The organism is Actinoplanes sp. NPDC020271, assembly GCF_044388125.1.
Taxonomy (GTDB): Bacteria; Actinomycetota; Actinomycetes; order Mycobacteriales; family Micromonosporaceae; genus Actinoplanes.
Genome location: NZ_JBIRWQ010000001.1, coordinates 392,444 through 416,649, shown reverse-complemented (window position 1 = coordinate 416,649; position 24,206 = coordinate 392,444). Strand labels below are relative to the sequence as shown.

Here is a 24,206-nt window from a genome sequence, read left to right as displayed (position 1 = left end):
GTGCCTCACGCCAGCCCGCGCGTGCCTCACGCCAGCCCGCGCGTGCCTCACGCCAGCCCGCGCGTGCCTCACGCCAGCCCGCGCGTGCCTCACGCCAGCCCGCGCGTGCCTCACGCCATCCCGCGCGTGCCTCACGCCATCCCGCGCGTGCCCCACACCGAGCTGGTGTTGAGCGCTGCTTCGGGCGGCCTGTTCCGACCCTCAGCGCCAGCCGAGCTGCCTGCGCCGGCGCTGGGTGTTGTCTCGCGTGGCCGGTCACGACCGTGAGTGCCGGCCGGACTGTCCGGGCGCCGGCGCTGGGGGTTGTTCCGGAGGGGCTGTCACGACCTTCAACGGCCGCGGCGATGGGGGTCGGCTGAGCAGACGGAAGGGCGCCGCCCCGACGGGACGGCGCCCTTCCACAAGGTGATCAGCGAGCCCGATTGACCAGCCGACGCGGGTTGAAGCGCGTCACCCACTCCCCGAACCGCCCGGACAGTTCCGCTGCCCGCGTGCCCGCCTCGGCCAGCCCCAGCCGCCAGCTGAGCAGGATCGACGGCGGGAAGAGGGCCGCCCGCAGCCGGACCCGGGTGTTCGCCGAGCGCGACATGCCGGCCCGGACCTGGCGCAGCGCCGCGGTCAGTTCCGCGCCCTGCATCGGCTGGCGGGCGTAGCGGGCCCGTTCCTCGGCGGTGCCGAGCAGTTCCGCCGCGCCGGCCGGTTCTTCGGTGAGGACTGCTTCGCGGACGAGCCGCTGGGCGGTGAGCCGGGGCGTCTCGGTCGGGTCGACCGTGATCTGGAAGTCGACCATCGTGTCGATCAGCTCGTCCCACGCGGCGTGGGCGTCCTCGCGGGCCCGGACCGTTTCGGTGGTCACCGTGATGCCGGTGATCGTGCCGGCCGGGCCGGGTGTGGACGGGTCGATCACCGCGGGCGGCGGGCCGGTGGTCGCGGAGTGCCGCTGGCGCCGGAGCAGGACCCGGCGCAGCGCCGGGACCAGCAGCAACGCGATCAGTGTGGCGATCAGGCCGCCGATCAGCAGCCCGGTCCAGTTGTCCTCGTCGGTGCTGACCGGGCCGGCGGCGGTCAGGTCGGTGTTGTCGCCGGCCTTGTCGGGTCGCTGGTTCGGCGCGGCCGAGGCGGTGGTGCTGCTGCCGGGTGCCGCGGCGGTGGGTGCGGTGGTGGCCGGCGCGGTGGTCCGGTCGACGTCCGGCGCCCAGTCGGACCGGCTGGCGCCGGCGACTCCGGCGGACGGGGTCGCGTCGAACGGGACCCAGCCGAAGCCTTGCAGGTAGACCTCGGTCCACGCGTGGGCGTTGCGGTTGGTGATGACGAACGTGTCGCCGTCTTCGGCGGTGCCCCGGGTGAAGCCGAACGCGACCCGGGCCGGGATTCCGGCGGCCCGCACCATCCACGCCATCGCCGCGGCGTACTGCTGGCAGTAGCCCACCTTGTTCTTGAGGAACGCCTCGATCTCGGAGAGGTTCCCGGTGGACTGGGTGGACAGGCTGTACGAGAACCCGTACTTCTTCGAGAACGAGTCGTAGATGGCGCGGATCTTGTCGTAGTCCGTGGTCTTGCCCCGGGTCAGTTTCGCGACCTGCGTGTCCACGTACGTGTTGGCGGGGACGCTCGTGTACGCCCGCCGGATCGGGTCGTTCTGTCCGAGCTCCTGCGCGGTCCGCAGTTCGTCCGGGGTGTACTGCGGTCGCAGGTAGTCGATCGAGTACTTCTGTTTGCTGGTGGTGCTCCGGTTGGAGTAGAGCACCTGCTGGTTCCCGTCGTACGCCCACGAGCCGGTGAGGTCGCTGATGCCGACCGGGTACGAGTACAGCGGCGCCATGCTCTGCCGCAGCGCGTCGGTGACCTCGACCTCGGCGTGGTACTGCGCGAACGTCGTCTGGCCGGTCGCGCCCTCGCGCCGCGGGTCGGGCAGGCTGCCCCGGTTGAGGGTGTTCCCGTTCGGCGCCTGGTTGCCGAAGCCTTCCGGGGTGAGCTGGTCGGCGACCCCGAATCGCAGGTAGAACGGGTCCTTCTCGTTCGTCGTCACCTTCAGCAGGCTGACCGTGCTGTTCTGGGTGAGCTGACCGCTGAGCGAGGCGAACAGGTTGATCTTCCCGTTGCCGGTGCCGTTCCCGCCGCCGATCCCGGGGCCGTTCTGGGTGAGCTGGGACAGCAGGCCGCCGGTGACGGTCGGCACGGCCAGCGGCAGCAGCACCGCGACCAGCACCCCGACCACGCCGAGGCGACGCCCGGCGGCGGCCAGGGGCGACGGCTCCCAGACGTCCACGTCGCGGCCGTCGCCGGTGAACCGGCGGCCGAAGCGGCGCACCCGGTCGACGTTGTCGGCGACCAGCAGCCACAGGTAGCCGCAGGCGCCGACGATGAACGGGGTGACCGGCACGCTGTCCAGGTAGACCGCGACCGGGATGGAGTAGATCGCCAGCATCGGCAGACCGGCCAGGGCGGGCCGGCGGAACACCGCGGTGAGCAGGTCGACCACGATCGCGACGACGCCGATGCCGAGGGCGGCGACGAAGAGCAGGCCGTCCCGGTCGGGGACCGGCACCGCGTACGACCGGGTGTCCTGCCCGGCCTGCTGGATCAGCTCGCCGAAGTGGGCGATCGTGGCGGGCGTCGGCACCAGCAGCTCGTGCCCGCTCGGGAAGATCCAGGTGAGCGTGACGACCATCGCGACGACCATCCCGAGCGCCTGCGCCCAGCTGGGGAAACGCAGGGTGCGGGTGAGCACCCCGGCCCCGGCGATCATCGCCACGGTGAGGATGACCTGGAGCAGCCAGGTCCACTTGTCGAAGATCGTGGCCAGCGGCGCGGCGGCGAGCAGGGTGGCGCCGGCCGCGACCAGCCCGAGACGACGGCGGCCGGTCATCGGATCACCCCGCTGACCGTCTCGGCCATCGCCGCGCGGTAGGCGAAGCCCTGCGACCCGCGGCTCACCGAGGGCCACAGCCCCGGCAGTGTCTCGCCGTGCGTGACCCGCACCGACCGCCAGCCACTGCGGACCAGCGCCAGCGAGGCGGCCGCGTGCTCGCGGTCCGACTCCTGGCGGTCGCCGTCGGTCATCGAGACCCAGGTCGTACTGTCGATGGCGAAACCGACGCAGGTCGCGCCGTTGCCGCGGAGCTGACTGAGCAGGTGCGCCTCGGCGGTGGTGAGCGAGCCGAACAGGCCGATCACCAGCCCGCCGTCGGACCGGCGCCGGACGTTCTCCACCAGCACCGACACGTCCAGCGCGGAGGCCGGCTTGACGTCGGCCAGCGCGTCCAGGATCAGGCCCTCGCCACCGCTCTCGGTGCCGTCGATGTCCACTCCCGTCCCGGTCACGAGTCGCACCTTGTAACCGGCCTCGCGCAGGTGCACCGCGACGCTGGCGGCCGCCGAGACGGCCCATTCGAAGCTGGCCGTCGGTCCCTCGCCGCGATGCGCCTGGGCTCGGGTGTCGAGCACCACCGTGGCCCGGCTCTCCCAGGGCTGTTCCTCACGGCGGACCATCAATTCCCCGGTACGGGCGGTGGAGCGCCAGTGCACCCGCCGGAGGTCGTCGCCGCGCCGGTACTCCCGGGTGGCCGCGTCGTCCTCACCGTGCACCGCGACGGAGCGGGCCCGGCTGTCCCCGGCGCCCGCGTACTCCCCGGCGAGGCGGACCCGGGGGAGCGGGACGACCTGCGGGATCACCGTGAGCTGGTCGACGCTGGGGAACGAGCGGGTCAGCTCGCACAACCCGAACGGGTCGGTCAGGCGGATCACCAGCGGGCCGATCGGGTACCGCCCGCGCACGTCGGCGCGCACCGTGTACGCCACCGAGCTGGCCTGATGTGCCCCGAGCCGTTCCAGCACGACCCGCGGGCGGCTGCCCAGCGCGTACGGCAGCCGGTCCTCCAGCAGCATCGTGCCGGTGGGCAGGCGGGACAGGTTCTGCAGGCGCAGGATCACCCGGGCGCTGGAGCCGACCGGGGCGCGGCCCGGCTCCAGCGAGCGGGTGCACGCCAGTTTGTAGCGGCTGCGGCCGACGTACGCCGCGGCCAGCAACGGCAGTGCGGCCAGCAGCACGGCGACCCGCAGCAGGTCGCGCTCACCGAGGATGAGCGCCGAGATGCCGGCGGCGATCGCGGCGGCCAGGAACGAGCGGCCGCGCGTGGTGAGTCCCCGCAGCGCCTCTCGCATGGTCATCGCCCCCGGGACTCGTACTGCGTGCCGCCGCCGGCGCGGGTGTCGTACGGATTCCGGTTCGCGTGCGGGATCGGCAGCCGGTGCACGATCTCGGAGACGATGGTGTCCGTCGTCCGCCGGTTGAGCTGCGCGTCGGCTGTGGGGATGAGCCGGTGGGCGAGCACCGGTACGGCCAGCGCCTGCAGGTCGTCGGGGAGCACGTAGTCGCGGCCGTCGAGCGCCGCGACCGCCTTGGCGGTGCGGATCAGCTGGAGGGTCGACCGCGGGGACGCGCCGAGCCGGATCTCCGGCGCCTCGCGGGTCGCGGTGACCAGGGCGATCGCGTACTGCTGGACGGCGTCGGCGGCGTGCACCGCGCGGGCCGTCTCGATCAGCCGGCGGATCATCGTGGCGTCGGCGACCGCGCGCAGGTCGTTGAGCGGGTCGTGGTCGGCGTTGCCGGTCAGCATCGCCAGCTCGGCCCGCGGGTCCGGGTAGCCCATGGCGATCCGGGCGGTGAACCGGTCGCGCTGCGCCTCGGGCAGCGGATAGGTCCCCTCCATCTCGATCGGGTTCTGAGTGGCCACCACCATGAACGGCGACTGCAGCTCGTAGGTCGTCCCGTCGACGGTGACCTGCCGTTCCTCCATGCACTCGAGGAGCGCGGACTGGGTTTTCGGCGAGGCCCGGTTGATCTCGTCGCCGACCACCAGGTTGGCGAAGACGGCGCCCGGCTTGAACTCGAAGTCGCGGGTCTCCTGGTTGTAGACGCTCACCCCGGTGACATCACTCGGCAACAGGTCCGGGGTGAACTGGATGCGGCGCACGGAACAGTCGATCGATCGGGCGAGCGCCTTGGCGAGTTTCGTCTTGCCGACGCCCGGCACGTCCTCGATCAGCAGGTGACCCTCGGCCAGCAGCACCGCGAGGGCCAGTCGCACCGTGGCGCTCTTGCCCTCGATGACCTGCTCGATGTTGGCCATGATGGCTTGTGCGGCGGCACGGAACTCGGCACTCGTCAGCGGTCCTGTCGGCTCGCCCCAGGTCGGCGTTGTCACGGGCTTTCCTCCAAGTGATACGTACCCCGAGCAGTGGATCACCCAGTGTCAGGGCACCCCAAGGTTGCGGGCGCCCAGCGGCCGTGGGCCTCCGGCGCTCGCCGCCCGTTCCTGACAGGTTATCCCCGTCCGCACACCGCTCCGAAAGGCCGGAACGACCAGGGTTTCCGAGAAAACCGGACGAACATGGTCCATCTACCGACAGTGATCGGGTTCCGGAACGCGTCGTTCTCGCACGGCATACCGGTCGCCGTGCGTGATGGCGGGCGGGTATCATGGCGCGCATGGCTCGGTCTGTTCTGCTCCTTAGCCGGCCGCGCTGAACCGAACCTTCTCGGTACAGTGCGGCGCCCCCTCCTGCGTGAGGGGCTTTTTTGTGCCCTGGAGCGCCTGACCCCAGCCCTTTTGACGTAGACGAGATGGTGAAGATGGCCGAGACCGAGAACCCGTTCCGCTACACCGCCGCGCTGGCCGGCGAGATCGAGCTGCGCTGGCAGCGGTACTGGGCGGAGAACGGGACGTTCCACGCGCCCAACCCGGTCGGCCCGCTGGCCGACCCGGATCACCCGCGGGCCGGCGCGCCGAAGCTGCACGTGCAGGACATGTTCCCGTATCCGTCCGGCGCCGGTCTGCACGTCGGTCACCCGCTGGGCTACATCGGGACCGATTCGTACACCCGCTACAAGCGGATGACCGGCTACAACGTGCTGCACCCGATGGGCTTCGACGCCTTCGGCCTGCCCGCCGAGCAGTACGCGGTGACCACCGGCACGCACCCCGCGATCACCACCGCCGCCAACGTCGAGCGGTACCGGCAGCAGCTGCGCCGCCTGGGTCTGGCCTACGACGACCGCCGGTCGTTCTCCACCACCGACCCGGAGTACTACCGCTGGACCCAGTGGATCTTCCTGCAGGTCTTCAACTCCTGGTTCGACCCGTCGGTGCACAAGGCCCGCCCGATCAGCGAGCTGATCGCCTCCTACGAGGCCGGTGACCGTGGCACCGAGTGGGCCGGGCTGTCCGCGGCCGAGCGTCGCAAGGTGATCGACGGTCACCGGCTGGCCTACGTCTCCGAGGCGCCGGTCAACTGGTGTCCCGGCCTGGGCACCGTGCTGTCGAACGAGGAGGTCACGCCGGACGGCCGGTCCGAGCGGGGCAACTACCCGGTCTTCCAGCGCAGCCTGAAGCAGTGGATGATGCGCATCACGGCGTACGGGGATCGCCTGGTCGAGGACCTGGACACGCTGGAGTGGCCGGAACCGGTCAAGCTGATGCAGCGCAACTGGATCGGCCGTTCCCAGGGCGCGCACGTCGACTTCTCGGTCGGCTCGGACAAGATCACCGTCTTCACCACGCGCCCGGACACGCTGTTCGGCGCGACGTACATGGTGCTGGCGCCCGAGCACGAGCTGGTCTCCCGGATCGTTCCCGCGGAATGGCCGGCCGGGACGAAGGCCGCCTGGAAGGTCGCGGCCACCCCGGCCGAGGCCGTGGAGGCCTACCGGGCCACCGCCGCCGCCAAGACCGAGGAGGAGCGGACCGCCGACGGCAAGGTCAAGACGGGCGTCTTCACCGGCGCCTACGCGACCAACCCGGTCAACGGCGAGAGCATTCCGGTCTTCATCGCCGACTACGTGCTGGCCGGCTACGGGACCGGCGCGATCATGGCGGTGCCGGCCCACGACGAGCGCGACTTCGAGTTCGCCACCGTGTTCGAGCTGCCCATCGTCCGTACCGTCGAATCGCCGGAAGGTGTCGAGGGCGCCTGGACGGGCGACGGCAAGACGATCAACTCCGCCGATCCTGAATCCGGATTCAGCCTGAACGGGCTGAACAAGGCCGAGGCCAAGGCCGCGATGATCGCCTGGCTGGAGGAGAAGGGCTTCGGGCAGGGCGCCACCACCTACCGCCTGCGCGACTGGCTGTTCAGCCGCCAGCGGTACTGGGGTGAGCCGTTCCCGATCGTCTACGACGAGACCGGCCTGCCGATCGCGCTGCCCGACGCGATGCTGCCGGTCGAGCTGCCCGAGGTCGACGACTTCTCGCCGCGCACCTTCGACCCGGACGACGCGGACACCGAGCCGGAGACCCCGCTGTCCCGCAAGAAGGACTGGGTGCAGGTCGAGCTGGACCTGGGTGACGGCCTGAAGACGTACACCCGGGAGACCAACACGATGCCGCAGTGGGCCGGCTCCTGCTGGTACGAACTGCGCTACCTGGACCCGCACAACGAGGACAAGCTGGTCGACCCGGCCAACGAGGCGTACTGGATGGGCCCCGACAAGGAGGGCGAGTCCGGTGGCGTCGACCTGTACGTCGGCGGTGTCGAGCACGCCGTCCTGCACCTGCTGTACGCGCGGTTCTGGCACAAGGTCCTGTTCGACCTGGGGTACGTCTCCAGCTTCGAGCCGTTCCACAAGCTGTTCAACCAGGGCTACATCCAGGCGTACGCGTTCCGCGACGCCCGCGGCGTGATCGTGCCGGCCGAGGAGGTCGTCGAGCGCGACGGCAAGTGGTACTACGGCGACCAGCAGGTCAACCGGGAGTACGGCAAGATGGGCAAGTCCCTGAAGAACGTCGTCACCCCCGACGAGATGTGCGACCAGTACGGCGCCGACACGTTCCGGGTGTACGAGATGGCGATGGGCCCGCTGGACGTCTCCCGCCCCTGGGAGACCCGGGCGGTGATCGGATCGCAGCGTTTCCTGCAGCGAGTCTGGCGTCTGGTGATCGACGAGGAGACCGGCGCGACCCGGGTCACCGACGAGCCACTGGACGCCAAGTCCCGCAAGGTGCTGCACAAGGTCATCGCCGGCGTCCGCGAGGACATGGACGAGCTGCGGTTCAACACCGCGATCGCCAAGCTGATCGAGCTGACCAACACGCTGACCCCGCTGCCCACGGTGTCGCGCGAGGGGGTCGAGCCGCTGGTCCTGATGCTGTCGCCGTTCGCGCCGCACCTGGCCGAGGAGCTGTGGGGCAAGCTGGGCCACGAGGGCACGCTGGCCTACGCGGACTTCCCGGTCGCCGACCCGGCGCAGCTGGTCGCCGACTCGATCACCTACCCGGTGCAGGTCAACGGGAAGGTCCGCGGTCGCGTCGAGGTCGCCCCCGACACCCCGGAGGAGGAGGTCCGGGCGCAGGCCCTGGCCGCCGTCGCCGAGGCGCTGGGCGACAAGACCCCCAAGAAGGTCATCGTCGTGAAGGGCCGCCTGGTCAGCGTCGTCATCTGACGGCCGGTGCCTCGCGCGGCGGTTGCTCCCGTCACGCGAGGCACCGATCACGATCAAACCCCCGATGCGGTACGCCGTGAGCACCGTCCCGCCGCGCGCCTCCGCGAGGTCCCGGCCGCGCACCCTGGTCACCCGGCAGGTCCTCGCCCCGGCCGGGGTGGCGGTGCGGGGTCCCGGTCGGCCCACCCCGCTATCGCAACCGGTTCCGCCGTCGTGCCGGCCTGCTCGCCTTCCTCGACCGGGCCCTGCCCACCCGGCCCCGGCCGGCGCCCCGGCGCTCCGCAGCCATGCCGGCCGGCCGCGATCATCCGCTGCCGGATTTCGTGAGCCGTCCCCGAACACCGCCGAGAGCCGGCCATGTTCCCGGCTGTGCCTCGGGGCTGTCCCAGAGCGTGCGAGTGACCTCGGGAAGCCGGCGGGTTGCCCCTGGGGCTGCGACTTGGGGGCGTGTCACGGGGCGTGAGTGACCTCGGAAGCCGGCCACGAAGTCGCGGGGGTGGCATCTCCGGAACCGGTCGGGACGAGGCTCGGCGGCGGGGCGTCAGGGGTGTCTCGCGGATGAGGAAGGACCTCTGCGGCCGAGCCGGGCGGGGTGAGCCGGGTTCGAGGGTGTTCTGCCGGGTGTGCGGGGTTTCCGGGAACCAGCCGGAAAGCGGGACGCACGTGGCGGGATCGAGGGGGCGCGGGCTCGCGTGCGGCTGGGCGGGAGGGCCGGAGGCTTGTCCGGCGGGCGGCGTTCCGGCGTACCCCGGGAGGGGTCTGATCCTCAGGCCGGGGAGACCGCGCGGCGAGAGGTCTGGCGCCAGCGGAGGACGATCGCGGTGGAGAGGATGAAGCTGATGACGGCGGGGGCGATCGTGATCGGGCTCATGCGGCCCGGGGAGACGACCGCGGCGCCGATCACGGCGTAGGTGACCGTGGACGGGATGGCGGCGATCGTGGTGCCGAGCAGGTAACGCTTGCGGCAGACGCTGGTGGTGCCGTAGGCGTAACCGACCAGGCCGAACGGGGCCAGCGGGAGGAACCGGACGAGGAGGACGGCGGCGAGGCCGCGATGGTTCAGCCAGCCGTCCAGGCGGGCCAGGCGTCCACCGGCCTTGGCCTGCAGGACGCCACGACCGGCCCAGCGGCCCAGATAGTAGGTGGCGGCGGCGGCGAGCACGGCCGCGGCCAGCGCGGCGATCGCGCCGGTGGCCGCACCGAGCAGGGCGCCGCAGGCCACGGTGACCGCGGTGCGCGGGACCAGGACCGACAGCAGCAGGCCGCCGAGGACGGCGACCGCGACGGCGGCGCCCGGGCCGAGCGCGACGACCGCGTCACCGACCTCGCGGAGCGGGAGCAGGGCGGCCGCCGCGGCGAGGCCGGCGATGACCAGGGTGAGCAGGCCGATCCGGACGAACCGGCGCTTGCGACTCAGCCCGGTGGGCTGGCTGATCGGCGCAGCCTGAGAGTCCACGGGAACGAGGATGTCCGTGGAATGGTCAGGTTTGTCGGTCATGCAGGCCTACCGCCCCAACTGTCGTCGGTCCTCAGGACAAGGGTCGTGCCGTCGCGCGGGCCTCAGGCCGGGAGAGCGGCGGTGAGCCGCTCGCCCCGGAGCCGTTCGGCCCAGGCGTCGTCAAGGGGCGCAAGCCTATCCGCGCCGGTGGACCAACGGAGTAGCAGATCGGCTAGCGCTGGGTTGCGGGCCAGTGCCGGACCGTGACTGTAGGTCCCGATGATCTTTCCGTACCAGGCGCCTTCGGTCTGGCCGTCGTTGCCGATGCCACCGGTCACCCGGGCCAGCGGCGCGGCGTGTGCGCCCAGGTGGGTGCGGCCGCCGTGGTTCTCGAAGCCGGTCAGCGGGGGCAGGCCGAGCCGCGGGTCGATGTCGCCGCGCAGTTCGCCGACCGCCCGGGTCTCGCCCCGGTCGGAGTGGATGTCGAGCAGCCCGAGGCCGGCACATTTCGTCCCCTTGGCGAAGAACGAATGACCGAACAGCTGGTAACCGGCGCAGATGGCCAGAACTGACGCGCCCTGGGCGACGGCCCGGTGCAGCCCGCCGTCGGTGATCAGCCGTTGGGCCGCGAGTGCCTGCGGCCCGTCCTCACCGCCGCCGATGAGGTAGATGTCGGCGGTGGTCGGCATCTGCATGTCCGAGCGGACCTCGTAGGTCTCCACCGGGATGCCGCGTGCGGCCGCCCGGTGGGCCAGGATCAGCATGTTGCCCCGGTCGCCGTAGGTCGACAGCAGATCGGGGTAGATCCAGACGATCCGCAGTGTGCTGTCGTTCATGAAAAGAGAACTCCGTCTTCCCAGTAGCGGACCGGCTCAGTTGACGCGGTCCAGTACCGCTCGGATGTCCTGGAACGCCGTGTAGTTGGCGATCACCTCGAGGCGGCCCGGCGGCACCTGTGCCAGAGCCTCGTCGAAGGTGTGTACGTGCTGGAACGGCACCTGGTTCACCTGGAGGCGGACGGCCAGGTCGTACGCCCGGTCGCCGGTGATCAGAACCGGACGGTCCCGCAGCGGGGAGAAGTCGACGTCCCACAGCCAGGACGTGTCGAGCCCGTCGGGGTCCCGCGCGTTGATGGAGAGCAGGGTCGGCGCCTGGTCGGCCATGTCGAAGGCCTCCAGCCAGCTCGCCGGGTTCTTCGCGAGCAGCAGGCGGATGTTGCGCCCGTCGCGGTCGACCTGCGCGTAGCGCCCGGCGATCGAGGTCACCCGGGAGAGCCGGGGGAGCGCCTCGATCGGACGAACCCCGAACTCGCCGGCGACCGCGAGCGCGGTGGCCGCGTTGCCCAGGTTGACCTTGCCGGGGAGCTGCAGCTTGACCAGGTGCCAGTCGCCGCGCGGGTCGATGACCCCGTCCTCCTCCACCACCCACTGCGGGGCGGGGCGGCGCAGCGGGCAGCCGGTGCACCACCAGTCACCGTTGGCCCGCTCGATGGGGTGGCCGCTCTCCGGGCAGACGGCCGAGTCGTCCTGCCAGCGCTGGCCGGCGCTGAACCACGTGGTCTGCGGGCTGCCGGCGGCGGCCCAGACGACCAGCGGGTCGTCGGCGTTGGCGACCACGCGGATCTCGGGGTGGCCAGCGAGCGCGGTCTTCCACAACTGCGCCATCATCGCCACCTCCTTGGCCCGGTCGAGCTGGTCACGGGAGAGGTTGAGCAGCGCCACCACCCGGGGGCGGGTGGCCTCGATCACCTGGGCCAGGTAGTGCTCGTCGGTCTCCAGCACCGCGAACGGGGTGTGCCCCTCCTTGGCCAGCGCCGAGGTGTGCCCGGTGGGCATGTTCGCACCGTAGGAGTTGGTGGCGACCCGGCCGAGCACGCCGACCGCGGCCGCGGTCAGCCGGGTGGTGGTGGTCTTGCCGTTGGTGCCGGACACCAGCGCGACGGCACGGCCGGACGCCAGGTGGGCCAGCAGGTCCGGATCGATCTTGAGGCCGATCCAGCCGCCGATCACCGAACCGTCGCCGCGTCCCGCGGCCCTGGAGAGCGCGGCCGCAGTCTTCGACGCGGTGGTCGCGACTATGGCCCGCAGGGGCATCTTCCCGTCCGTCACGCCAGCGAGGGTACCGGACCGGAGGGTTACGTCGAGTTGCCGGAAGGGCTGGATCACCGGACCGGTCCGGCTGGGCCCATCGGGGGACCCCCGTCGTGTCACTGACCGGCGAACGGCTGTCACGAAGGGGTTACCACCTGAGTTTTTCTGTGTTCTGGTTCACTCTCGACCATCGCTATTGCGTAATCGAGTGACCACGGAGCGCCATGGCATTTGTCTCGCGGAGGTAACAAACTGGACAGCAGCCAGTGTGCCAACTACGGAGAGTCACTGCTTCGCACCTGACGATCAAGGAAATTTTCAGGTACCAAAGATTCGCCGGCAGCACCCGCTCGCCGGTCGCGCCCACGGTTCACGCCGAGCCCTGCCCCGGACCGGTGGACGCGACCAGTGCACGACCAGAAAAGCTGACAAGGCATTCGGGGGCAGGGACGGGGAACCCAGATTTCGGTCCACCCGCGTCGCCCCACCCGGCGGCGCATCAGGAACGGACCTCGGGGTGAAGCCACCACGGTGGCCGGGCAAGCCTTCCCGCCCGAACCCGACAGCTAACCTCGCAGGCGTGCCGGAGGGAATTCCTGACCGTGCACCAGCACAGTTCGGGCCGCCACCGCGCGGCTCGCAATCGGCGTATGACCGGCGTCACCACCGCGACCCTCTCGCTGGGTCTCTGCCTCTGCGCCGGCCAGCTCATGACCTCGACGGCCGCCCAGGCCGCGACCACGACGACCCCGGTCTCATCCGCGGCGACCACGGTCAAGGCCGCCGCGAAGGTGAAGCCCACCCTGACCACGCGGGTCAGCTACCGGACCATCTCGTACGGCGCCAAGACCAAGATCACGGCCAAGGTCGTCAACCCGAAGACCGGCAAGGCCGCCCGGGGCACCGTCCGGCTGCAGGGCTACGTCAACGGCAAGTGGGTCCTGCTGGCCAAGAGGACCGTTCCCGCCAACGGCACCGTCGGCTTCACCATCTCGCCGAAGTCGACCATGTGGGTGCGGACGCTCTTCACCGGCACCGGGTACACCTCGGTGTCGCACCAGTCGAAGATCTACGTGAAGTCCGGTGGCGCCAAGATCCTGGCCGAGGCCAAGAAGCACACCGGCGCGCTGTACAAGTTCGCCGCGGCCGGTCCCACCCGCTTCGACTGCTCCGGCTTCACGCAGTACGTCTACAAGAAGGCGGCCGGGAAGAACCTGCCGCACAAGGCGGACGGCCAGCAGAAGTACGGCAAGGCCGTGAGCAAGTCGAACAAGCAGGTCGGTGACCTGATCATCTTCCGGTCCGGGTCGTACGGCTACCACGCCGGCATCTACGCCGGCGGCGGTTACATGTACGACTCGCCGCACACCGGCGCCCGGGTCGGCAAGCACAAGATCTACGGCAGCAACTACGTCGTGCGTCGCCTGGTCGCCTGATCCGCGACAGCACTCAGTAAGTAAGGCAACACCGCCAGTGGGGCGCGACCCGATCCGGGCCGCGCCCCACCGGCGTTCCCCGCTGCTTCCCGAAGATCAACTTCAAGATCTTCATGTCCTGCGTCCGCTGTGGCCAGGGTCCGCCGCTCCCGCGGGGACCCTTGCGGCTTTCGCAGGGCCGTAGCCGGCCCTGAACGCGAAACCCACAAGGGCGATCTCCGTGGGTGGTCCCGGTCAGGGCACCGGACCCGTCCACCCGCCCGAGCCGCCGGCGGGGTCCCCGCCGCCGGAGCCCGCGACCGGGCTGATGCTCACGGCAGTAGCGCGCCCAGCCGGGGGGCTGGGGCCGGCGCCGGGAGGCTGGGGGCCGGGGGCGCCGAAGCCGGCGCCGGGAGGCTGGGGGCCGGGGGCGCCGGGGCCGGGGCCGGGAGGCTGGGGGCCGGGGCCGGGGGCCGCGACTCCCGGATGGCAGCGGCCTCGCGTGGAGTGGGTGCGTGTGGAGAGTGGCGACTCTCCACACGAGGCGCCACTTTCCTCCCTCGCCGCCCTCCACTTTCCTCCCCGCGCGGCGGACGGCCGCGCCGCCGGGGCCTTTTTGAGCGGTTTTGAGGTGGACTTATCGACCCTCGTGCGTCCGATGTCGGAAACCGGACCTGGTGGATCATGCTGAACCCCTCCACTTCGACCCACCCCCTGTGAACTGGGATTACGTCCGCGAAAACAGTTCGCGAGCAGCCGCTTTCGGGTTGCAGGTGGAGGGAAGTGGAGTAGAGTGGGGCGCAGTGGCAGGACCGAGGAACAACGACCGAGAGCCTGCCGGCCCGAGTTGACAGTCGGCCCGTTTCCTCCGCGAAGGAAGCGAAGGACCGGTTGTCCCGGCAAGGGGGTGGGGGCCGATGTTCCTCGGCACGCACACCCCTCGGCTGGACGAGAAGGGCCGGCTGATCCTCCCGGCGAAGTTCCGCGACGAGCTGGCGGGAGGTGTCGTGATCACGAAGGGGCAGGAGCGCTGTCTGTACGTGTTCCCGATGCCGGAGTTCCAGCGCATCGCGGGCCAGCTGCGTGAGGCGCCGGTGACCAACAAGGCCGCCCGGGCTTACAGCCGGGTGTTCTTCGCCAGCGCGCACGACGAGGTCCCCGACAAGCAGGGCCGGGTCACCATCCCCGCACACCTGCGGGAGTACGCGAGTCTCGGCCGGGATCTCGTGGTGATCGGGGCCAGCACCAGGGTCGAGATCTGGGACAAGCAGTCCTGGGACGACTACCTCTCGGCGAGCGAGGAAGACTTCGCCGACATCGAGGAGGGGGTGCTGCCCGGCGGACTGTAGGGCGTGGCACTCGGTGGGCCGCTGGGAGTGCGGTCCGGACGCCACTGCTGCCGTACTGCGAGATCTCCAGCCGCTCCCGCTCCTGGCGCCTCTTCCCCGGCGCCAGGCGCGTGTCCGGATCCGGGCTCACCGGGGCCGGACAGAGCGGATGGGGATCTGGCGGTACGGACGGGCGCCGGGCCGGACGACATCAGAGCCGGACGGACGGCTTTACGGGTAACAACCGAGTGATACGCGAACGGGTGGGTCAAGTGGGGGTCGACATGGGGGAGCCGCGCGGCGCGCACGTTCCGGTGCTGCTGGAGCGCTGCCTCGAGCTGCTCGGTCCGGCTCTGGCCCGGCCCGGCGCGGTGCACGTCGACTTCACGCTGGGCCTGGGTGGCCACGCCGAGGCGGTCCTGGAGCGTTTTCCGGACGCCGTCCTGATCGGACTGGACCGGGACACCGAGGCGCTCGCTCACGCACGGCACCGGCTGGCCCGGTTCGCCGAGCGTCTCCACCTGGTGCACGCGGTCTATCACGAGCTGCCGCGGGTTCTCGACGAGCTGGGGTTCCCGGCGATCGACAGTGGCCTGTTCGACCTCGGCGTGTCCTCGTTGCAGCTCGACGAGGCGGACCGGGGTTTTGCGTACGCACAGGACGCCCCGCTCGACATGCGGATGGACCAGTCCCGCGGCATCACCGCGGAGGAGGTCGTCAACACGTACGAGCCGGGCGAGCTGGTCCGCATCCTCCGGCAGTACGGGGAGGAGAAATTCGCCCCGCGGGTCGTCTCGTCGATCGTGCGGGAGCGGGCGAAGGCCCGGATCGTGTCGACGGCGCGGCTGGCGGAGCTCATTAAAGACGCTATTCCGGCCGCCGCGCGGCGAACGGGTGGAAATCCCGCGAAAAGGTCTTTCCAGGCACTACGCATTGAGGTCAACGGCGAGCTTGACGTGCTCGAGTCGGCGATTCCGGCCGCATTGGACGCGTTGTCGCCCGGCGGGCGACTTGTGGTGATGAGTTATCAATCTCTGGAGGACCGGATCGTCAAACGCGCTCTCACCGCGAGGGCGCGCAGCACGGGGCCGATCGACCTGCCGGTCGAGCTGCCCGGTACCGGTCCGACGCTGCGGCTGCTGACCCGGGGGTCGGAACTGCCGAGCGAGGCGGAGGTGGCGGAGAACCCGCGCGCGGCTTCGGTGAAGCTGCGGGCGGTGGAACGGATCGACGAACGGGGTAACAGGGCGAACCAGTCGTCCGGAACCGGCCGCGAACGGGCCCGGGCGACTGCGGAAGGCGGGGGCAAGGGGCGGCGACGCCCGGGGCCGGACCAAGAGGGGGAGGGGGAAGCATGAGCGAGCGTACGGAAGCGCCGCGGTCGGGGGGCCGTGGGACGCAACCGCGGTCCACTGCCGGGGAGCGGGGACGCGCGACGAGCCGCGATGCCGGAACCGGAAGGAGTGGCGCCCGGGGGGTGCGCCAATCCGGCACGCGGACCGAGGGAACCAAGAACACGCGGAGTGCTGATTCGCGTACTCGTAGTGCCGACACGCGCCGATCCGGGATGCGGAGCGACGTGGGCACGAGTGGAGCCGGCCGGGCCGGCGTGCGGGTCGAGGGCGAGATCGAGGTGCGCATCGAGGGCACCGCGGCGAAGCGGCTGGACACCGCCGAGTCGCCCGCCCCGGTCCTGCCGCGCCTGCGGGTCGCACCGCCGCTGCCGATCCGGGCGCCGAAGCCGACCTTCGCGGCCGGCCTGATCGTGCTGGTGCTGGCCGGGGTGGTCGGCATCCTGCTGATCAACACCAAGACCATGGAGCAGTCGTTCCAGCTCGACGCGCTGCGCAAGAACCAGGCCAGCCTGGACGAGCAGCAGCAGGAGCTCGACCAGCAGCTGATCCAGGTCTCCAGCCCGGGCAGCCTGGCCGCGGCCGCGCGCCGGCTGGGTCTGGTCCCGGCCGAGAACCCGGCGATCATCAAGCTGCCGGACGGCACGATCATCCGGCCGCTCACGCCGGGCAAGGGCCAGACCTCGGTCACCGCCCAGGAGTCGCTGACCACGGACGGCACCGGCGCACCGGCGTCGCAGAGCACCACCACCGGTCAGAACCCGGCGGGTCAGAACCCGACCGGTCAGAACCCGGCGGGTCAGAACCCGGCGGGTCAGAACCCGACCGGTCAGAACCCGACCGGTCAGACCACCGCTGACCAGAACGCTGTGGGAACGGGGCAGTAAGCCGTGTCGCCGCGAGCCGACGACGAGACACCGCGCCGGGGCACTCCGCCCCGGCGCGGAACGTCTCGTGCCGTTCCTGCCGAGGGGAACGACGAGCCCGAGCGTCCGGAACGGCGCGGTTTCTCCGGCATCGGTGAGGCCCGGGCCTACACGCCGCGCGGCCGCACGGTGGCCGAGCGGGGCCGCACCCCACGGACCGGTCGCACCGCCGACCCGTTCCGGCCGGCGCTGCAGGTGGTCGAGGGCGGCGAGGGGCAGCGGGTGCGCCAGCGCGCCGCACGCACCGCGGAACCCCGCGAGGCCGAACCGCGCGAGACTCCCGGCCGGGAACGCGAGCGCACCGAGAAGCGGGAGCCGCAGAAGCGCGAACCGCAGAAGAGGGCCCGGGCCGCGGCGGAGAAGACCGATTCCCGCGTACGCCGTGACACCGTCCCGCCCCGGGCCGCGTCCTCACGACGTACCCCCAAGCCGGAAGACCGGCCACGGCGGACGGTGACCGAGAAGTCCCGCCGGGGGCCGGCGCGCCGGCCTCGGCCGGTGCCCGCCGAGCCGCCGAAGCTGGCCAACAGCACCCGCCGGCTGCGACTCGGCACGGTGCTCGCCCTCTCCCTGTTCGTGATGATCGGGGTCCGGCTGGTCGTGCTGCAGGTGGGCACGTCGCCGTCGGAGGTGGCGAGCCTGGTCAAGCTGCGGGAGAAGCGGCTGAGTACGGTGGAGCTGCCGGCGCCGCGCGGCAGCATCATGGACCGTGACGGCGCGGTGCTGGCCAACAGCGTCGAGGCGCGGTACGTCTACGCCGACCCGGAGAACGCGAAGCTGCAGAAGAAGATCCCGGAGACGGCCGCGAAGCTGGCGCCGTTGCTCGGCGTCGCCCCGTCCGAGCTGGCGGGGTACATGCAGCGCAAGCAGATGATCGGCGGGACCTGGCTGAAGTTCCGCTACCTCAAGCGCGGTGTGGACATCTCGGTCGCCTCTCAGATCGAGAAGCTGAAGCTGGACGGCATCTACACGCACAGCGACGAGCGGCGGGACGTCCCCGGCAAGGACCTGGCGGCCAACCTGATCGGCTTCACCGGGGACAACCAGCACGGGCTGGAGGGCCTCGAGGCGCGCTACGACGACCTGCTGCACGGCACCGACGGCAAGCGGGTCTTCGAGACCGGCGCGGGCAGCCTCAACGTGCCGATCGCCGGGGGCTACGAGCAGGAGACGCCGGCCAAGCCCGGCAACTCGCTCAAGCTGACCATCGACCAGCTGGTGCAGTGGAAGGCGCAGCACGTGCTGGACGACGAGGCGAAGAAGAACAACGCCAAGGTCGCCGGCGCGGTGGTCCTGGACGCGCGGACCGGTGAGGTGATCGCGCAGGCCAGCTACCCCGCCTACAACGCGGCGAAGGGGCAGGACTACGACTTCTCGCAGCGGATCGACGTGCCGACCGCGGTGGTCACCGACCCGGGCTCCAGTCACAAGCCGTTCATGATCGGGGCGGCGCTGCAGGAGGGCCTGATCACCCCGGACTCGACGGTGACCGTCGCTCCGGCGATCGACAAGGGCGGCACCCCCTTCCGGGACCACGAGCAGGTGAAGAAGGGCGACAAGCTGACCATCGCCGGGATCCTGGCCTACTCGTCCAACGTCGGGACCATCCGGATCGGCGACATGCTGGGCAAGGACCGGATCTACGAGTACCAGCAGAAGTTCGGGCTGGGCAAGGCGACCGGCGAGGGCATGCCGGGCGAGGCGAGCGGGCTGCTGCTGAAGCCGGAGGACTGGAGCGGCTCGGCCTACGGGTCGGTACCGATCGGGCTCAGCGTCTCGGCGACCATGGTGCAGATGGCGGGCGGTTACGGCGCGATCGCCAACGACGGCGTCTACATCCAGCCGCACCTGATCAAGTCGACCGTCTCCGGGACCGACGGCACGGAGACCCCGGCCGCCGCCCCCGAGACGCACCGGGTGCTCGACGCCAAGGTCGCCTCCGAGTTGCGGACCCTGATGGAGGCCGTGGTCGAGGACGAGGGCACCGGGGTCAAGGCGCAGGTGCCCGGTTACCGCGTGGCCGGCAAGACCGGCACCGGCGCACTCGTCGTGGACGGGCGGTACACCGACCACAACGCGAGCTCGTTCGTGGGCATGGCGCCGGCCGAGAGCCCCCGTTACGTCGTCGCGGTCGCGATGGACGTCCCGAAGGGCACCGGCGGCGAGGTGGCCGCCCCGGCCTTCTCCCAGATCATGTCCTACACCCTGACCCATTACTTAGTGCCACCGTCCACCACCAAAGCGCCGACCCTCAAGATCCGTGGATGAAGCCGGGACGCATGGCGTTGACGGGAACGCGTGGAGTACCGGGTAGGGTCTGACGCCGTGTCCGGCATTCCACGACCCGAGACCGTGGCGTCGTTTCCGCTGACGCGGCTCGCTGAGCTGCTCCCGGCAACACTCCACGGTGATGACAGAGACGTCACCGGGGTCACGCACAGTAGTGGCGCGGTGCGCCCAGGGGACCTATACGCGGCGCTGCCCGGCGCGAACCGGCACGGCGCCGAGTTCGTCGCCGACGCGGCCAGAGCCGGGGCGGTGGCGGTGCTGACCAACCCGGCCGGGCGCGAGGCCGCGCTCGCCGCCGGGTTGCCGGTGCTCGTCGCCGACGACCCGCGGGCGGTGCTCGGCGCGGCCGCGGCGGCGATCTACGGCGAGCCGTCGCGGCGGCTCACGATGATCGGCATCACCGGGACGGCGGGCAAGACCTCCACGTCGTACCTGGTGGAGGCGGGTCTACGGGCCGCCGGGACGGTGACCGGGCTGGTCGGCACGGTGGAGACCCGGCTCGGCGACTTCGTCGTGAAGAGCGTGCGGACCACGCCGGAGGCGCCCGACCTGCAGGCGATCCTTGCCGCCGGGGTCGAGCGCGGTGTCGGCGCGGTGGTCATGGAGGTCTCCAGCCACGCGCTGGTGATGGGCCGGGCCGACGGCATCCGCTTCGCCGCCGGCGGGTACACCAACTTCGGCCAGGACCACCTCGACTTCCACCCGACCTCGGAGGAGTACTTCGCGGCCAAGGCGCGCCTGTTCGACGAGCGCAGCGAAGCGAAGGTTCTGAACTTCGACGACTCCTCGGTCATGTCGCTCTTCGAACCCGGGGTCATCACCTATTCCGCTGCCGGGAACCCCGAGGCGACCTGGTGGGCGTCCGGCGTCCGCCCGTCCGCGTTCGGGCAGCTCTTCACCGCGCACGGCCCGGACGGCGTGACCGTCGAGACCGGCGTCGCACTGCCCGGCCTGCACAACGTCGCCAACGCGCTGCTCGCCATCGCGCTGCTGGTCGCGGTCGGGATCGACCCCGCGACGGCCGGCCGCGGAGTCCGGGAGTGCCGGGGCGTGCCCGGGCGGCTGGAGCAGGTCGAAGCGGCGAGCGAGGTGCTCGGCGTCGTCGACTACGCGCACAAACCGAACGCGATCGTCGCCGCCCTCGCCGCGCTCCGCGAGCTGGCCACCGCCCGCGGCGGTCAGCTGATCTGCGTCATCGGGGCCGGTGGCGACCGGGACAAGGGCAAGCGCCCGCTGATGGGTGAGGCCGCGGCGCACGGCTCCGACCTGGTCATCGTGACCGACGACAACCCCAGGACCGAAGACCCTTCCGCCGTACGCGAGGCCGTGCGCCGTGGCGCCGAGGACGCCCGCACCGCGGCCAAGGTGGTCGAGGTCGCCGGGCGGCGCGCCGCGATCGACGAGGCGGTCCGGCTGGCCGCCCCCGGCGACGTGATCGCCGTCCTGGGCAAGGGCAACGAGCAGGGCCAGGAAGTGAACGGCCAGGTGCTGCCGTTCGACGACCGGATCGAGCTGGCCGCCGCACTGTCGGCCCCGGAGGGACGTTCATGATCGCCTTGACGCTCGGCGAGATCGCCACGATCACCGGTGGCACGCTCGTCAACAGTGACGGCACGGAGCTGGTCACCGGCGGGGTGGAGTACGACTCCCGCAAGGTCGGCCCCGGTGGCCTGTTCGTGGCGTTCGCCGGCGAGAAGGTGGACGGGCACGAGTTCGGCCCCGAGGTCGTCGAGGCCGGGGCGGCCGGAGTGCTCGGCACCCGCGACGCGGGCGTGCCCGGAGTCGTCGTCGAGGACCAGCTCGCGGCCCTGGCCAAGCTTGCCCAGGAGGCCCTCGAGCGGCTGCCTGAGCTGACCGTGGTCGGGCTGACCGGCTCGTCCGGCAAGACCACGACCAAGGACTACATCGGGCAGCTGCTGTCCCGGCTCGGGCCGACCGTGGCGCCGGCCGGATCACTCAACAACGAGCTGGGCTTCCCCTACACGGTGCTGCAGGCCGACGAGAAGACCCGCTTCCTGGTGCTGGAGATGGGCGCCCGCGGCATCGGGCACATCCGGTACCTGACCGGCATCGCGCGGCCGTCGATCGGCGTGGTCCTCAACGTGGGAGCCGCGCACATCGGCGAGTTCGGCTCGGTCGAGGGGACCGCGCTGGCCAAGGGGGAACTGGTCGAGGCGCTGCCGGCGACCGGGGTGGCCGTGCTCAACGCCGACGACCCACTGGTGGCGGCGATGGCGTCGCGGACCGGGGCGCGGGTGCTGCTCGTGGGGGAGGCCGAGGGCGCGGGGCTGCGGGCCGAGGACGTTTCCGTGGACGGGGCGGGGCGGGCTTCGTACGTACTCAGGAATGGTCTTGATCGTGGAGATGTCCGGCTCGGGGTGGCCGGACGGCACCAGGTGGCGAACACCCTCGCCGCCGCGGCGGTCGCGCTGACCGCCGGCATGGCCTTCGCGGACCTGGTCACCGCGCTCGGTGAGGTCGGCATCGTCTCCGGACGGCGGATGGACGTGTTCGAGCGCGCCGACGGCGTGACCGTCGTCGACGACTCCTACAACGCCAACCCGTCCTCCACCGCGGCCGCCCTGCACGCGCTGGCCGCGATGGGCGCCGGCAAGCGCACCACCGCGGTGCTCGGCTACATGGCCGAACTCGGTGAGCACGAGGTGCCCGGGCACGCCGAGGTGGGCCGGCTCGCCGCCGAGCTCGGCGTGGACCGGCTGATCGCGGTGGCGGAGAACGCCCGCCCGATTCTGGACGGGGCCGCGGAGGTGAGCGGTTGGAGGGGCACCGCGCACCTCGCCGCCGACCAGGCCGCCGCGATCGAGATTCTCCAGGACGACCTGCGCGCCGACGACGTCGTGCTGGTCAAGGGTTCCCGGTACCGCACATGGGACGTCGCCGATTGGCTGCGGCGGCCCGAGGAGGTTCAGCCCACGTGAGGGCAGTCATCGTCGCGGCTGCGGTCGCCTTTCTCATCTCGCTCTTCGGCACGCCCCTCGCCATCAAGGTCTTCTCGGCGTTGAAGGCCGGCCAGCCGATCCGGACCATCGGCCCGCAGACCCACCTGGGCAAGCGCGGCACCCCCACGATGGGTGGCGTGGCGTTCATCCTGGCCACGGTCTTCGCGTACGTCGCCGGGCACCTCGCCCTGACCACGCTCCCCGAGCGGCAGATCGCCCAGGAGCGGCCCACCATGACCGCCCTGGTCCTGCTCGGGCTGCTGGTGTTCTGCGGCGCGGTCGGCTTCATGGACGACTTCCTGAAGATCCGCAAGCGCAACTCCGACGGGCTCAGCGCCAAGGGCAAGCTGCTCGGCCAGCTGCTGGTCGGCACCGCCTTCGGCATCGCCGCGCTCTACTTCCCCAGCACCAACGGCCAGACCGTGGCCAGCGAGAAGATCTCGTTCATCCGGGACGTGAGCTGGCTCGACGTCGGCAAGGTCGGCGCCGTCATGGTCTTCGTCTTCGTGATCATGGCGATGTCCAACGGCGTGAACCTCACCGACGGCCTGGACGGCCTGGCCACCGGCTCGTCGATCCTGGTCCTCGGGGCGTACTCGCTGATCGGCTTCTGGCAGTACCGGCACTGGTGCGGCGACGACGACTACCGGACCACCAGCGCGCTCACCGAGGCCCACTGCTATCAGGTCCGTGACCCGCTGGAAGTGGCGCTGATCGCGGCGGCCGCGGCGGCCGCGCTGGTCGGCTTCCTGTGGTGGAACACCAACCCGGCGCGGATCTTCATGGGCGACACCGGGGCGCTCGGCCTCGGCGGCCTGATCGGCGGCCTGGCCGTGGCCACCCGGACCACGCTGCTGTCGGTGATCATCGGCGGTCTGTTCGTCATCATCACGATGTCGGTGGTGATCCAGATCATCTCGTTCAAGACGACCGGGAAACGGGTGTTCCGGATGTCGCCGCTGCAGCACCACTTCGAACTGGCGGGGTGGTCGGAGGTCAACATCGTGGTCCGGTTCTGGATCATCGCGGGCATCTGCTGCGCGATCGGTCTCGGGCTGTTCTACTCCGACCATCTGGCGGTCATGGGGTAGGCGGGCCGCGCTGGTCTTCTCGAGGGGGTGGTCGCCGGTGGGCGGCGGCCCCCTTTTCGGCATGCCTCGATATGCGCGGTGAAATGTCCGGGTTGTTCCTAGGCTGGGGCCGACTACTCGAGACCCGTGAGGATGGAACGTCAATGAGGACACGTGTCCTGCTGGCCACGGTCAGCGCCGTCGGGGCGGTTCTGGCGGCGAGCGCCACGCTGGCGGCGGGCTCCGGCCGCACGGCGTCGACCACGTCGGCGACGTCCGCGCCCGTGGCCTACAAGGTCTGTGTGACCCGGAAGACCGGCGCGGTGCGCTGGGTGGCGTCGAGCACCAAGAAGTGCCGCTCGGGGGAGTCGCTGTACTCCTGGAACCAGACCGGCCCGGCCGGCCCGAAGGGCGGGGGCGGCCTGCCCGGCCCGATGGGCTCGGCCGGCCTGCCCGGCGCCCCGGGCTCAGCCGGCCCGCAAGGCTCGCCGGGACCCCAGGGCAGCCCGGGGCCACAGGGATCGCCGGGACCGCAGGGCAGCCCGGGACCGCAGGGCAGCCCGGGACCGCAAGGATCGCCGGGACCGCAGGGCAGCCCGGGGCCACAGGGCAGCCCGGGGCCACAGGGATCACCCGGGCCGGCCGGCTCGCGCGGCCCCGCCCCGTCGCTGAACGCGCTGACCACCCCGTTGCCCACCGGGGCCACCGCCTACCCGATCGCCTGCGTGTCCTCGGGCACCCCCATCGGCGGTGGGTACAGCCTGGCCGCGGGGGACGTGACCGCCGGGGCGAAACTCGTCGGCAGCCTGCCCTCGCCGCCCAACTCGTGGGTGCTCACGTTCAACCAGGCGCTGGCGACCCCGGGGACCGGGGCGGTCGTGTGCGCGTACTAGAGATG

16 protein-coding genes and 1 riboswitch are annotated in these 24,206 nt (G+C 71.3%); of the genes, 10 read left to right on the top strand and 6 right to left on the bottom strand.

Features of this window, described 5'->3' with window-relative positions; genetic code table 11:
- Positions 1–409: 409 nt before the first annotated feature.
- From ACH442_RS01795 to ACH442_RS01785, 3 genes are read right to left on the bottom strand one after another with little or no spacing between them, the layout of a single operon-like run.
- Positions 410–2,869 (bottom strand): DUF3488 and DUF4129 domain-containing transglutaminase family protein, encoded by a 2,460-nt coding sequence (locus ACH442_RS01795; protein WP_396120641.1) that lies wholly within the window; start codon positions 2,867–2,869, stop codon positions 410–412.
- Positions 2,866–4,164: a DUF58 domain-containing protein gene (locus ACH442_RS01790; protein WP_396121015.1), complete on the bottom strand. Its 1,299-nt coding sequence runs from the start codon at positions 4,162–4,164 to the stop codon at positions 2,866–2,868. Before ACH442_RS01790 ends, ACH442_RS01795 begins: the two co-directional genes overlap by 4 nt.
- Positions 4,165–4,166: 2 nt before the next feature.
- Entirely contained in the window at positions 4,167–5,207 is a 1,041-nt protein-coding gene (locus ACH442_RS01785) for an AAA family ATPase (protein ID WP_396120640.1), read from the bottom strand.
- Between the two features lie 419 nt (positions 5,208–5,626).
- Between ACH442_RS01785 and leuS the strand changes: the two genes are divergently transcribed.
- Positions 5,627–8,440, top strand: coding sequence for a leucine--tRNA ligase (gene leuS, locus ACH442_RS01780; RefSeq protein ID WP_396120639.1), 2,814 nt, complete (start codon positions 5,627–5,629; stop codon positions 8,438–8,440).
- A 766-nt stretch (positions 8,441–9,206) separates the two neighbouring features.
- On the opposite strand, the gene ACH442_RS01775 is transcribed toward leuS, so the two are convergent.
- From ACH442_RS01775 to ACH442_RS01765, 3 genes are all read right to left on the bottom strand, one after another.
- The gene (locus ACH442_RS01775; protein WP_396120638.1) at positions 9,207–9,896 is read right to left on the bottom strand and encodes a TVP38/TMEM64 family protein; all 690 of its coding nucleotides are present in this window, start codon (positions 9,894–9,896) and stop codon (positions 9,207–9,209) included.
- A 104-nt stretch (positions 9,897–10,000) separates the two neighbouring features.
- Positions 10,001–10,714 carry a type 1 glutamine amidotransferase gene (locus ACH442_RS01770; protein ID WP_396120637.1) on the bottom strand — a complete coding sequence of 238 codons (714 nt, stop codon included), beginning with the start codon at positions 10,712–10,714 and terminating at the stop codon, positions 10,001–10,003.
- 36 nt (positions 10,715–10,750) lie between these two features.
- A complete protein-coding gene (locus ACH442_RS01765) occupies positions 10,751–11,971 on the bottom strand; it encodes a MurT ligase domain-containing protein (protein WP_396121014.1) in 1,221 nt (406 codons plus the stop codon).
- A gap of 418 nt (positions 11,972–12,389) precedes the next feature.
- Positions 12,390–12,564, top strand: a riboswitch (cyclic di-AMP (ydaO/yuaA leader).
- Between the two features lie 54 nt (positions 12,565–12,618).
- Between ACH442_RS01765 and ACH442_RS01760 the strand changes: the two genes are divergently transcribed.
- The 9 genes from ACH442_RS01760 to ACH442_RS01720 all read left to right on the top strand — a co-directional run bounded on the left by ACH442_RS01760 (position 12,619) and on the right by ACH442_RS01720 (position 24,201).
- A complete protein-coding gene (locus tag ACH442_RS01760; protein ID WP_396120636.1) occupies positions 12,619–13,404 on the top strand; it encodes a C40 family peptidase in 786 nt (261 codons plus the stop codon).
- An 896-nt stretch (positions 13,405–14,300) separates the two neighbouring features.
- Positions 14,301–14,732, top strand: coding sequence for a division/cell wall cluster transcriptional repressor MraZ (gene mraZ / locus ACH442_RS01755; RefSeq protein ID WP_092546898.1), 432 nt, complete (start codon positions 14,301–14,303; stop codon positions 14,730–14,732).
- 251 nt (positions 14,733–14,983) lie between these two features.
- On the top strand, positions 14,984–16,069 hold the full coding sequence (gene rsmH, locus ACH442_RS01750) for a 16S rRNA (cytosine(1402)-N(4))-methyltransferase RsmH (RefSeq protein WP_396120635.1): 1,086 nt from the start codon (positions 14,984–14,986) through the stop codon (positions 16,067–16,069).
- 221 nt (positions 16,070–16,290) lie between these two features.
- On the top strand, positions 16,291–16,950 hold the full coding sequence (locus ACH442_RS01745) for a hypothetical protein (protein WP_396120634.1): 660 nt from the start codon (positions 16,291–16,293) through the stop codon (positions 16,948–16,950).
- Between the two features lie 3 nt (positions 16,951–16,953).
- Positions 16,954–19,257 carry a penicillin-binding transpeptidase domain-containing protein gene (locus ACH442_RS01740; protein ID WP_396120633.1) on the top strand — a complete coding sequence of 768 codons (2,304 nt, stop codon included), beginning with the start codon at positions 16,954–16,956 and terminating at the stop codon, positions 19,255–19,257.
- Between the two features lie 57 nt (positions 19,258–19,314).
- Complete coding sequence (locus ACH442_RS01735; protein ID WP_396120632.1) at positions 19,315–20,829, top strand: UDP-N-acetylmuramoyl-L-alanyl-D-glutamate--2,6-diaminopimelate ligase; 1,515 nt, start codon at positions 19,315–19,317, stop codon at positions 20,827–20,829.
- Entirely contained in the window at positions 20,826–22,217 is a 1,392-nt protein-coding gene (gene murF / locus ACH442_RS01730) for a UDP-N-acetylmuramoyl-tripeptide--D-alanyl-D-alanine ligase (protein ID WP_396120631.1), read from the top strand. The genes ACH442_RS01735 and murF overlap by 4 nt, the downstream gene beginning before the upstream one ends.
- Positions 22,214–23,329, top strand: coding sequence for a phospho-N-acetylmuramoyl-pentapeptide-transferase (gene mraY, locus ACH442_RS01725; RefSeq protein ID WP_396120630.1), 1,116 nt, complete (start codon positions 22,214–22,216; stop codon positions 23,327–23,329). The genes murF and mraY overlap by 4 nt, the downstream gene beginning before the upstream one ends.
- A 143-nt stretch (positions 23,330–23,472) precedes the next feature.
- A complete protein-coding gene (locus ACH442_RS01720) occupies positions 23,473–24,201 on the top strand; it encodes a hypothetical protein (protein ID WP_396120629.1) in 729 nt (242 codons plus the stop codon).
- Positions 24,202–24,206 lie beyond the last annotated feature (5 nt).